The sequence below is a fragment of the Sorangiineae bacterium MSr11954 genome (genome assembly GCA_037157815.1).
Lineage (GTDB): Bacteria > Myxococcota_A > Polyangia > Polyangiales > Polyangiaceae > Pendulispora > Pendulispora albinea.
Window position 1 is genome coordinate 8754517 of the sequence record CP089984.1, and the last position, 12057, is coordinate 8766573.

Consider the following 12057-nt stretch of genomic DNA (forward strand, 5'->3'; position numbering starts at 1 on the left):
CGGTGAGGTTAACGAGGGAGCCGATCGAGGATCCACTCGCCGATCTCCGCGCTCATCTCCGAGTGCGGAGTGTTGCGCGACGGCAAGAAGTAGTCATCGAGGTCGCTCTTGTCCGGGGGGAGCTCGTTGATGTTCGTATACAGGTTCCTCGGATCGATATCCAAGACGGCCACCGCGCTGATGGACGGCACGAAACAAACCTCCCGGTGGTGGGCCACCGCCTCCATGCCCAAGACGGGGATCGTGAGGTTGTCCGCCGCGATGGCGAACGATTCGAGGGTGCCACCCGGCGCGCCGTCTACCTCTGGAAGCTCGCTGGTGCGGACCTCCTTGGTCTGCAGCGGACCTTTGAGGCTCGCGACCAGCGCGCCGTTCGCGGACGATTGGGTGTACAAGGTCGTGGGCTTGAACCCACCCTTGGTGCACTCCAGCGCCTTCTCGCCCGGTCTGATCCCGTTGCCCTGCCCCGTGCCGCTGCCGTTGGCGACGCCGAGCAAGCGCGGCCTCCGCGGCCAGCTTCCGACCCGCGTCAGCTCGGCGAGGAACTGGGTGCGCTCCGGATCCTCGCGCGGCGGCGTGTTGAGATCCGGAATGTGCCGCACCAAGAGCTGCCGGGCCGCCGGGCTGTTGATCTGCTTGGACATGGTCGGCGCGATGGTGACGAAATGCGCGAGCGCCTGCAGCGAAATGGGGATCCACGCGCCGCGGTGCGGGCTGTCGAAGCTCATATAGACCGCCGTCTGGTGGTCGATGCCCTCGTTCTCCATCCTCGCGAGGGCATACCGCGTGACCATGCCTCCCATGCTGAAGCCACCGACGGCCAGCGGGGCGGAGCCAAGCCTCTCCTCCGTGGCTCGCCGGATGCAGCGATGCGCGATGGTGGCGTTGTGCAGGATCGATGCGGCGCGATCGTCGTAGCCGAGCAGGATCAGGTCGTGCCCTCGCCTGCGCAGCTCGTCCGCAAAGGCGAATTGCTTCTCGTTCAGCCATTGCCAGAGCTCATCGAGGTTCGATGGGCCCCAGTTGAAGCCATCGGCCAGGATCACGGGGCGCACCAGCCCCATCTTCGAGTTCGCGAGGTACACCCGCGCGATGCCTCCCTTTCGATCCGCGCCCGGGATCTCCCAAGTGGCGTCCGGCTTAGGCGCCGGAGGCACCGGCGGATCGCTCGCACGTTTCCATAACCCCCAGGATTGCTCTTCACTCATGGCAACTCCCTCCTTTTTTCAACGCCGAATCAGGTCCTCCCCAGCGCTGCACGTGCGGCACGGGATTTCGATACGAGCGTGAGCCCGATTCGGATTGGATATTCGTCTATATCGAATACCGAGCAGCGCGTCGCCCACCAAGTCTCTTGTGGTTCGATGAAACACGCGCTTGCGACCACTCCGTCCGCGAAGATGTCAACGCGATTGGCTCGGCTCCCCCGCGACATACGAACCGCGCGCGAGATCGTCGAGAACCGAAGGTGAGCGCGGCGACCATCCGAAGCGCGTGCGCGCCCTCGCACCCGTCACGACTTGATGGAGAGCCAGCGCATCCGCGAAGGGGCCCATCGCGCTTCGCGCTTCGTCGACCGGCCACGGGATCGTTCGACCCGATACACCCGCGGCCTCGCTCGCGGCGAGCGCGATCGCGTGGAGGGTGTGCGTAACGTCTGCGGAGGCCATGACGATCTCCGTGCCCGGCGAGGCTCGAAGGAGCGCGCGCGCATAGAGGTCCGCCAGATCGTCCACGTAAACGAAGCTCCAACGCGTCTCCGGCGCTCCCACGTACCGCACGATGCCCTGCTCGCGCCCCGAGCGCACGAGCATCGCGAGCAGCCCGCCGCCGCGCCCGTAGACGACGACGGGGCGGAGCAGGACGGTGCGCAACGTGGTGCCGGAGGCCTCGGCGATCTCCTTCTCGAGGGGCGCGCGCCAGGCGGTGAGCGGGGTGGGGTCGAGGGGGCTGGTTTCGCCGGCGGGCGAATCACCGGTGTTGCCGAGGAGCCAGCTGCCGCTGGTGTACACGAACGGCTTGTTCGAGCCGCCGAGGCCCCGCAAGAGCGCGCGCACGGAGGTGATATCGGCTTCGGCGCTGTCGGCGGCGCCCGTCGATGCGGTGTGAACGACGCCGCCGGCCTCCCGCGCGGCGCGCTCGAGGATTGCCGCGTCGAACAAGGTGCCGCGGAGCGGTTCGAAGCCGCGGCGCTTGGCCTCCGCTTCGCCGCCATCGGTGCGTACGAGGGCGACGATGGAGTGACCGAGCTCGAAGAGACGGTGGGCGACGGCCGAGCCGATGTAGCCGGTCGCGCCGGTGACGAGAACGCGCATGGAATCCTCCTGGCACCGGCGACGCCTCGAACCGCGCGGGAGGATATCTCCCGGCGGACGGCGTGAGCGCGGTGCACACGATGAAATGCCGCCGCGGGCGTTCGTTTTCCAATCGATAATGTAAAGCTATGATTCCACTTCCATGGATATCACCGGCATCGATCTGAACCTGCTCGTGGTCCTCGACGCGCTGCTCGCCGAGCGGAGCGTGACCTTGGCGGCCAAACGCCTGCGCCTCTCGCAGTCGGGGACGAGCGCGGCGCTCGGGCGCCTGCGGCTCTTGTTGGACGATCCGCTCTTTGCGCGCACGCCGCGCGGCTTGTCGCCGACCCCGCGCGCCCTTTTGCTCGTGGAGCCGGTGCGGCAGATCTTGACGAGCGTGGAGCACGTGCTCGCGGCGCCGAAGTTCGATCCGGCCACCGCCGAGCGGACCGTGCGCCTCGCCATGGGCGACTATGCGCAGTACGTGGTGCTGCCGGCGCTCCTCTCACGGCTCGCGCGCGAGGCGCCGCGCGTGGCCATCGCGGTCACGCCGCTCGTCCGCGAGCCGCGCGCCCACCTCGACGATGGGTCCTGCGAGCTGGTGCTCGCGCCCGGCTTGAAGACGGCGGGGGCGCTGCACGCCGAGACGCTGTTTCACGAGCGCATGACGACCATCGCGCGCAAAGGCGTGGTCGGAAAGAAGCTCGGCTTGCGGCAGTTCACGAGCCTCGGCCACGTGCTGGTCTCGCCCGAGGGCAGCGGCGGGGCCATGGTCGACCGCGCCCTCGCCGAGCGAAAGCTGCGCCGCTTCATCGCCCTGCGCGTGCCGCATTTTCTGGTCGCGCCCGAGGTGGTGGCGCGCTCGGAGCTGATCGCGACCTTGCCCGATCGGGTCGCGCGGCGCGCCGCCGAGGCGCTGCCCGTGCGCGGCTACGTGCCGCCCGTGCCGCTGCCCTCGTTCTCCATCGCCCTCGGATGGCACGCGCGCTCCGAGGGCGATCCCGCTTTGAGCTGGCTGCGCGCGACCCTCCAAAAGGTCGCGCGCGATCGGGAGAGCGGCGGCTAGTTATTCGGCCGACGAGTACTCGCCGTGCTCGGGCGCCGCAGCGGCGGGCTCCGGCTTGTGGCCGGTGACCCACTCGCGGAGCTGCTCGACGAGGACGTACAGGACGGGGATGAAGAAGATGTTCAACACCGTCGAGACGAGCATTCCGCCGAACACCGCGGTGCCGAGCGAACGGCGGCTGGCCGCGCCGGCGCCCGTGGCCACCAAGAGCGGGATGAGGCCGAGGAGGAACGCGATCGAGGTCATCAAGATGGGCCGGAGGCGCGTCTCCGATGCCTGGATGGCGGCGTCCACCACCGACAGCCCCTTTTGCTCGCGCAGCTCCTTCGCGAACTCGACGATCAAAATCGCGTTCTTGCTGGCGAGACCGATCATCATCACGAGCCCGACCTGGCAGAACACGTCGTTGGCGTAGCCGCGGTACCACTGCGCGAGGAGCGCGCCGAGCAGACCGACGGGGACGGCCAGGATGATGATCAGCGGGAGCACGAAGCTCTCGTATTGCGCCGAGAGCACCAGGAAGACGAACAAGAGGCCGAGGCCGAAGATGATGAACGTCTGCCCGCCCGACTCGATCTCTTCGCGCGATAGACCGGACCACTCGAACGCCATGCCGCGCGGCAGCTCGCGCCGGGCGATTTGCTCCATGGCCGCGATGGCCTCGCCCGAGCTTCGACCGGGGGACGGAGAGCCCGAGATCTCCACCGAGCGAAACAGGTTGTAGTGGTTGATGGTCTGCGCGCTCGTGGTCGTTCGAACGTGAACGAGGTTGCCCAGCGGGATCATCTCCCCCGAGTTCGAGCGGACATAGAAGGACTCGATGTCCTTGGGCTTGGAGCGCGCCGTCGCGTCGGCTTGCACATAGACGCGGTAGGTCCGCGTGCCGAACACGAAGTCGTTGACGTACTGCGAGCCCATGTAGATGCGGAGGGTCGAGAAGAGCTCGTCGAGCGTGACGTCGAGCGCCTTGGCCTTCTCGCGATCGACCTCCACCACCAGCTGCGGATCGTTGGCGGTGAACGCGGAGAACACCGAGGAGAGGCGATCGTCCTTGGCCGCCGCGCCGACGATTTGGCCCATCGAGGCCGCCAGCGCGTTGATATCGGGGCTGCTCGACTGATCTTCGACCTCGAACTGGAAGCCGCCGAAGCCGCCCACGCCTTCCACCGCCGGCGGCGCGAAGGGGAACGCGAGCGCGCCGCCGATGCCCATCAAAGGTCCGCGGAGCCGCTCGATGACCTCCGCCAGGCCGCTGCCCGGCTTCTTGCGGAGGCTCCAATCGTGCATGTTGCAGAAGGAAACACCGCGGTTGGGGGCGTTGCCGCCGATGACCGAGAAGCCGGCGATCGAGAAGCACCCGTTGATCTCGGGGATCGTGTTGGTGATCTCGTCCACCTTGTCCATCACCTCGCGGGTGCCCGAGACGCTCCCACCTTCGGGCGCGACGACCGCGACGATGAACCAGCCTTGGTCCTCTTCGGGGACGAAGCCCGCGGGGACCTTGCGGTACACCCACGAGGTCACCACCGTCAGCCCGACGAACACGGCGAGGGTGACGAACTTGTGGCGCACCACCCGGGTCAGCAGCTTCACGTAGCCGAGGCGGATGACGTCGAGCACCCGATCGAACGCGCGGAAGAAGACCCACTTTTGCCCCTCGTGACCGCGCAAGAGACGGGCGGCCAGCGCCGGGGTGAGGGTGATGGCGTTGAAGGCCGAGAGCGCGATGCTGAAGGCGATGGTCAGCGAGAACTGCTGGTAGATCTTGCCGGTGGTGCCCGGGAAGAACGACACCGGGATGAACACCGCGATGAGCACGAGCGAGGTGGCGATGACGGCCGAGGTCACCTCTTTCATGCCGCGCGAAGCGGCTTCGGCGCCCTTGACCCCCGTCTCCTCGGTGATGCGCGAGATGTTCTCGATGACGACGATGGCGTCGTCGACCACCAGTCCGGTCGCCAAGGTCAGACCGAACATGGTGAGGGTGTTGATCGAGAAGCCGAACAGCTTCACGAAGATGAAGGTGCCGACCAACGAGACCGGGATGGTGATCGCCGGGATCAAGGTGGCGCGCCAGCCGTGCAAGAAGATGAAGATGGTCGCGATGACCAAGAGGATCGCCTCGCCCAGGGTGACGAGAACTTCGTGGATCGACGCGCTCACGGGGGCGGTCGAGTCGAAGATGAGCTCGCGCTCGAGGCCGGGCGGGAAGTCCTTGGCCAGGCGGTCGATCTCCTTTTCGACCAGCTTCTTCACGTCGAGCGAGTTGGCGCCCGGGAGCTGCGTGATGCCGATGCCGACCGTGGGCCGGCCGCGCCAGCTCGACTGCGATCCGTACTCTTCGGCGCCCAGCTCCACGCGGCCCACGTCGCGCAGGCGCACGAGGGTGCCGTCGGGGAGCGACTTGACGATGACGCTCTCGAAGTCTTTGACCTCGACCAAACGCCCGAGCGCGCGGACCGAAAATTGGTAGGCCAGCTTGTCGGGCGCCGGCTGCGAGCCGACAGCGCCCGCCGCGACTTGGATGTTCTGCTCGCGGAGCGCGCCCACCACCTGGCTCGGGGCGATGCCGCGCGACGCCAGCTTGGCCGGATCGAGCCAGATGCGCATGGAAAAGCGCCGCTCGCCGAAGATCTGGACATCGGCCACACCCGGGACGCGCTTGAGCACGTTCGTCATGTACACGTCGATGTAGTTCGACATGAACTGTTCGCTGTAGCGATTGTCCTTGCTGAAGAGCGCGACGCCCTCGACGAAGGCGCCGCTGGTCTTCGTGATGACGACGCCCAACGTGCGCACGTCGATGGGGAGCCGGCCGAGCGCGGTGTTCACGCGGTTCTGCACGTCGACCGCGGCCAGGTCGATGTCGCGCGACGACTTGAAGGTGACCGAGATCTGGCTCTGGCCATCGTTGCTCGACGTCGACGTCATGTACTGCATGCCGGGGACGCCGTTGATCTCTTGCTCGAGCGGGATGGTGACCGAGGCCTCGACCTCGGCCGCGCTCGCGCCCACGTAGTTCGCGGTGACCTGGACCTGCGGCAGCGCGATATTGGGATATTGCGCAATGGCCAAACCAGGGATGACGACCGCGCCCGAGAGCACGATGATCATCGCGCAGACGCTGGCGAAGACGACTCGCTTGATGAAAAAATCGACCATCGTCGTGTCCTCGTTCGATTACTGCTTCGACGAAGCCGTCGACGCGGATTCCTTGGGATCGACGGGCGCTCCATCCTGGAGCTTCTGGAGCTGGGTGGTCGCGATCTTGTCGCCGGCCTTCAGCCCCTTGATGACCGTGTAGCGATTGTCGTCGAGGCCGCCCAATTCGACGGGACGCTGGCGCACGACGGCCCCGCCGTCCGCGTTCTCCACCACGAAGACGAAGTACTGCCCCACCTGCCGGATGATGGTCGAGGCGAGCACGCGAACGCCGGGCTGGGTCTTGAACACGACCCGGGCGCGCGCCACCTGCGCCGCGCGGAGCACGCCGCTCTCGTTGGGGATGACCGCCTTGATGAGAACGGATTGCACCGCGGGGTTCGTCTCCGGCGCGATGAAGTTCACCGGGGCTTGCCCGAGGACCTTGCCCGCCGGGTCGAGGATCTCGATGCGGCTCTTGTCTCCGAGCTCGCCGAGGCGCTCCACCGGGAGGTTCACGTAGGCCTCGAGGTTCTTGTTGTCGGCGATGCTGGTGAGCTTCATGTTCGACGAGACCATGTCGCCGAGCTTGACGGGGATATCGCCGAGCGTTCCATTGAAGGGCGCGACGATGCGGAAGAAATTGAGCTGCGAGCTCTGGGCCGCGATGCTCGCCGCCTGGGCGTTGACGTCGGCCTCGGCCACCACGCGCGAGCTGCGCGCTTGATCGAACTGCGCTTGGCTGACGAGCCCTTCGCGAAAGAGACGCGTCGCGCGCTCCTCGTTGCGCTTGGCCAGCTCGAGGCTCGCTTCGCGCTGCTCTTTGGCGGCCACTTGGTTCGCCAAATTCGCGGCCTCGCGGCGCGGGTCGATCTGAATGAGCGCCGCGCCTTGCTTCACCTGATCGCCAGGCTTGGCCAAAATCTGCACGACCACCCCCGTGACCTGGGGGTAGATCGCGACCTGATGACGCGAGACGAGCTGGGCGAGATACTCGGCGCCGTCCGAGAGCGACTCCTCTTGAAGCGTTTGAACCTCGACGGGCATCTTTGGCGCGCCGCCGGCGCCACCGGGTTGGCCTTCGCCGCCACCCGCGCCCTTACCGCACCCCAAAAGCGTCCCTATAACGACCAGCACATAAAGTTTTCGCATCCCGTAGCTCTCTTCGACTCGAGCCCGCCACAAATTTCAAGGACAGCGGGGCGCAGAGCATGGGGTCGGGTTTACACGGGTGCAAGGCGCGAAGTTACAGATCGTAGCCCTTGGGTCCGAAAACCATGTCGGCATGAACTGCGAGCTGGCGTGTGAGGCCGTACGCTCGCGCGTCAATCGCTTCAATCCCAACCAGGCCAAGGGCGCGGCGGCTCGCTTGGGTTCGGGGATCGGCGAGCGCTTCGCGGGCGGCCGCCAGCAGAGCATCCGCATCATTTTCCCGCGAGGTAATGAAGGGTAGCGACGGGCTCAGCCGTGTCTCGAGCAGGATGCGTGTGACGTTTCCAAGGCGGGGGTTTGCGCGCAAAGAATGCGCATATGTGACGCAGTCGATTGCCGCCGCATCGGCCGCGCCGTCGGCCACGGCGGTCAAGCTCGCGAGGTGGCTGCCGCTGATGGTCACGGTGGCGAAAAACGGGTAACGGGCGCCGGCCGCCACCAGTGCGTCACCGAACAAGTTTCGTCCCGTGTTGGACTCCGGATCGTTGATGATGGCGCGGCGTCCAAGGAGATCGAGGGGGCGCCGAAGCTCCGAGCTCGCACGAACGACGATGAAGCTCCGGTGCTGGATCCCCTCGCAGCCCGGCTGCTCGTAGACGGGGACGCCGACGACCTTCATTTTCTCGGAGAGGCGCGACGCAAACGGGTGGCCGCACGTCTGCCCGAACAAGAGCGGTCCGCTCCAGATGGCGTCGAGCGGACGATGGCGCTCGAGGCTCGAGGGGACGCCGATCATGCCGCGCGCGCGCAGGCGCTCGGCGATGCGGGTCCAGAGCTCGTCGTTGGCGGCGGTGAGATCCCCGCCGTCGTACATGCCCAAGTTGGCAATGGGCTGGATGGCATGCGCGCGCACGATGGAAAGATACCCTTCCCCGTAAACGACGTGCGAACCATCGCGCAGGACGCGCTCGCGCTCGCCGCGCCAGAGGGCGGGGAGCTGGAACCACGGTACGTGCGGGGCGCGATGGTGCGTCACATGAAAATTGTTGTTCAAATAAAGAAGGCGAAAGAGCCACCCCGCTTCGACGACGGTGGTGCGCCGTGCGGGGATGGGATCGGCGCGGTGCTCGGCCAAGGAGCGAAGGAGGGTGAGGCCCGTGCCGGGGTACACGAAGGCGAGGAGGTACTTCCAGAGGGGCATGCCCGAGACGGCGAGCACCCACGCGAGGACCAGGGACACGGCGACCAGATGAAGCGCCCAGATGCGGCGGCGTCCGGGTTCGCGCGCCACGACGGCGGCGCATTCATGCTTCAGAAAGCGCGCAATCGTCAGAAATGGGCCGACGAGCATGCGCCCGAGGGCGGTCGCTTGCATCGCCACCAACGTGCGCAGCCACGGCGGCATCCGCTGCCAATCGTCACGGCGGACGAAGGAGGACTCGGGATCGTGCTCGGGGTGGGTCAGGTTCGCGGTGGCGTGATGCCGCCGGTGGCTATCCCGATACAATTCATAGGGGAGCCACAGCGCGAGAGGCGGCGATCCCAAGGCGCGCGGGAGCCATTTGGGCCCGGCGGGGTGGCCGTGAATCGTCTCGTGTTGAAGCGAGCCTTGCCAGGCGATTAAAAATCCGCCGATCGCGGCAAGGATCGGCAGCGGCACCCATCGGTGCGCATAGGTCGCGGCCAGCCATCCACCATACGTGAGCACCGCGACGACCCAAGTCGGACCATGCAGCCTCGCCCACATGGTGCGTCCCGTTTGACGAACATGTGTCCATTATAACAGAATTTCCATCATTGCGCAGCACGACCCTAGCACCTCGATGGGATGTACTTGATCCGCATGCAAAAGGTTCGTGCACGAAATATTTGAATCGGAGACGCAGGCGGTTCATCTTGCGAGGGTGAGCTCTCTACCGATCCGTGAAAAAGTAGCCTCGAGGGACGGCGCAACGTCCGAGCTTTTGCTGTATCGCACCGCCGACGAAGGGGCACCCGTCGTGTTCGTCATCCCCGCCATGGGGATCGGCGCCGGCTACTACGACAAGCTGGGCGCAGCGTTCGCCAAGCGCGGCGTGCACGCTGCCCTGTTCGAGCTGCGCGGCAATGGGTCGAGCAGCGTGCGCGCATCGCGGGGCACCGACTTTGGGTACGGCACCATCGTCGAGCAGGACGTACCGGCGGTGGTCGAGCGCGTTCGGGCGCACCTCCCGCGCGCGCCGCTCTTCTTCCTCGGGCACTCCCTGGGCGGGCATCTCTCCTTTTTGAGCTTGGCGCGCGGCCAAATCGAAAAGGTCCGCGGGATCGCGCTCGTAGCCAGCGGCTTACCGCACGCCGTCGCCTGGCCCGGCGTGGGAAACGCCGCGATTCGGACGCTCGCGCGCTTCATGAAGACCACGTCCACCTTGGTGGGACACTACCCGGGCAGCCGCTTTGGCTTCGCAGGCCGCGAGGCGCGAACCCTCATCAAAGAGTGGGGCCACGCCGTGCGCACCGGGAAGTTCGTATTTCCCACCACGTGGACGGGACATGTCGCACCGGACGAGGCCATCGCGCGCGTGGAGTGCCCCGTGCTCGCGGTGTCGCTCAAAGGCGATTCGTTCGCGCCGCGGCGATCGACGGAGCTCCTCGTGGCCAAAGCGCCCAAGTGCCCGGTGAAGTGGATCCGCTATGAGCCGGAGTCGGGGCTGCCCCCGTCGGCGGGATCGCACAACAAGTGGCCGCGGCACCCCGATGCGGTGGTCGCGCACGTGGCCGATTGGATGCTCGCGCTTTCGCCCCCGCAGGATCGGACGGTGCCGTTACATTGAACGCGTGGACCGCCACGTCTTCGAGTTTCTCGCTGGCCGCGTTTGCCTCGACTTCATCAACACGGTGAGCTGGCGCGAGTCGGAGACGGCGGCGGTGGAGCGCTTGACGAGCTACTCGGAGATCCTCGCGTGGGCGGCCGCCGGTGGGGTGCTCGACCGGCAAGCGGCGCGGCGCCTTCGCGCGCGGGCCCTCCGCCACCCCAAAGAGGCGGAGGCGGCCCACACGGACGCCGTGCGCTTTCGCGACGCGCTCTATCGGACCATCTGCGCGGAGCTCGAAGGCGCGGCCTCCGATCCGGCCGATCTGGCCAAGATGAACGCGCGCATCTCCGAGGCGGCCGCCTTTCGAAGGCTCGTCCCCTCCGAGGCGGGGTTCGTCTGGCGCTGCGACGAGTCGAACCTGCGCGCCCCGCTCTGGACGATCGCGCTCTCCGCGGCCGATCTCCTCCCCTCCCCCGGCTTTGCGCGCGTGCGCAGGTGCGGACTCGAGGACTGCGGCTGGCTCTTTCTCGATACGAGCAAGAACAAGACGCGCCGCTGGTGCCGTATGGAAATCTGCGGAAACCGGCACAAGGCCCAGCGCTTTTACGAGAAGAAGAAGCTGCGGGACCGCGGGACCCCACCTTCGCAGACGACAAGACCCCACTAGTGATCCGTCCAAGACGTCGTGACCTTCGCGCGTGCAAGCGTTGTCTCGCGACGCAAACCGCCCCTATCGTATTTTTGAATCTTCGTTCGGGGCCCCGTGAACGTTCGTGAGGGGGCCGCGATGGGGGCGTGTTGGACCGAGTGGGCCAATTGGACATCAAAAAAAGCCAATCACGCCATTTCTTCAGCCTGCCACACGCAAAAGCCCCAAGGTAAACTTGGTTTGTGGAGTCTTGGAGAGCTCGAATCGTCGATGTTCTACGCGCACGACGAGACCATTACATTCGAATTTGTGAGCGGCTGGTGGCCGAAGCCGACCCTGAAACCGTGCAAAATCACACGCCGACGGCCGTGCAGCAAATCGTGGATGGTGTGCTCGCCGTGCTCATGGAGGCGGCCGAAGATCGCGGCGACACGATCCGGCGCATCTACATTGAGACGCTGATCCCCTCGCTCATCGACAACGGCACGGTGATGCGCGGGATCGTGGGCGGCGCCATTGAATTCGGGTTCATCATTGCAGCCGACCTGGATCGGCTCCTCGAGGGCGAGGACCGCGTCCAGGGCCTGCCTTGGTTCTCGCGCTTCTATGCGGGCTATGTGACCGACCTTGCAACCGCCGTGGCGAAAGCCTTGTACGCATGACGACCGAGCCCATCGCCGGAAATCCGCTCTTCGATGCCGTGGTCGCGTCCAGCGGGCTCGCGTCCGTGTTTGGCCCCGCGGTGATTGCGCGTGCACTGGGTCGGGTCGGCGTCAACACCCGAACGGTCACCCGCCACGATCTGGTGCGGGCCCTGCCGGCGCTGGAGCAGGCGCTTCTGATTTACCTGCCCCGCCCCGAGGTGCGCAGCCGCCTCGCCGCCATCGAGCAGCTCGCTGGGGTCGATCCGCGCGGGCGCTGATGGATGTCGCCGCGGTGGTAACGGCTCGTCGGCGTGGA

General features: G+C 66.5%; 10 protein-coding genes. 5 read left to right on the top strand and 5 right to left on the bottom strand.

Annotated elements, in window-relative coordinates; genetic code table 11:
- Window positions 1–8 precede the first annotated feature (8 nt).
- Both LZC94_34055 and LZC94_34060 read right to left on the bottom strand, forming a co-directional pair.
- The gene (locus LZC94_34055) at window positions 9–1208 is read right to left on the bottom strand and encodes a hypothetical protein (GenBank protein WXB12864.1); all 1200 of its coding nucleotides are present in this window, start codon (window positions 1206–1208) and stop codon (window positions 9–11) included.
- A 195-nt stretch (window positions 1209–1403) separates the two neighbouring features.
- Complete coding sequence (locus LZC94_34060) at window positions 1404–2315, bottom strand: NAD-dependent epimerase/dehydratase family protein (protein WXB12865.1); 912 nt, start codon at window positions 2313–2315, stop codon at window positions 1404–1406.
- 142 nt (window positions 2316–2457) lie between these two features.
- Here LZC94_34060 and LZC94_34065 point away from each other — a divergent pair, with 142 nt between their 5' ends.
- Complete coding sequence (locus LZC94_34065) at window positions 2458–3363, top strand: LysR substrate-binding domain-containing protein (GenBank protein WXB12866.1); 906 nt, start codon at window positions 2458–2460, stop codon at window positions 3361–3363.
- On the opposite strand, the gene LZC94_34070 is transcribed toward LZC94_34065, so the two are convergent.
- The 3 genes from LZC94_34070 to LZC94_34080 form a co-directional block, all read right to left on the bottom strand.
- Window positions 3364–6525, bottom strand: coding sequence for a multidrug efflux RND transporter permease subunit (locus tag LZC94_34070; protein ID WXB12867.1), 3162 nt, complete (start codon window positions 6523–6525; stop codon window positions 3364–3366).
- Between the two features lie 18 nt (window positions 6526–6543).
- The gene (locus LZC94_34075; protein ID WXB12868.1) at window positions 6544–7656 is read right to left on the bottom strand and encodes an efflux RND transporter periplasmic adaptor subunit; all 1113 of its coding nucleotides are present in this window, start codon (window positions 7654–7656) and stop codon (window positions 6544–6546) included.
- Between the two features lie 94 nt (window positions 7657–7750).
- A complete protein-coding gene (locus tag LZC94_34080; GenBank protein ID WXB12869.1) occupies window positions 7751–9403 on the bottom strand; it encodes a fatty acid desaturase in 1653 nt (550 codons plus the stop codon).
- Between the two features lie 157 nt (window positions 9404–9560).
- Between LZC94_34080 and LZC94_34085 the strand changes: the two genes are divergently transcribed.
- The 4 genes from LZC94_34085 to LZC94_34100 all read left to right on the top strand — a co-directional run bounded on the left by LZC94_34085 (window position 9561) and on the right by LZC94_34100 (window position 12019).
- A complete protein-coding gene (locus LZC94_34085; GenBank protein ID WXB12870.1) occupies window positions 9561–10466 on the top strand; it encodes an alpha/beta fold hydrolase in 906 nt (301 codons plus the stop codon).
- Between the two features lie 4 nt (window positions 10467–10470).
- Window positions 10471–11115: a CGNR zinc finger domain-containing protein gene (locus tag LZC94_34090; GenBank protein WXB12871.1), complete on the top strand. Its 645-nt coding sequence runs from the start codon at window positions 10471–10473 to the stop codon at window positions 11113–11115.
- A gap of 302 nt (window positions 11116–11417) precedes the next feature.
- Window positions 11418–11759, top strand: a complete 342-nt coding sequence (locus LZC94_34095) for a hypothetical protein (GenBank protein ID WXB12872.1) — start codon at window positions 11418–11420, stop codon at window positions 11757–11759.
- Window positions 11756–12019, top strand: coding sequence for a hypothetical protein (locus LZC94_34100; protein WXB12873.1), 264 nt, complete (start codon window positions 11756–11758; stop codon window positions 12017–12019). The genes LZC94_34095 and LZC94_34100 overlap by 4 nt, the downstream gene beginning before the upstream one ends.
- Window positions 12020–12057 lie beyond the last annotated feature (38 nt).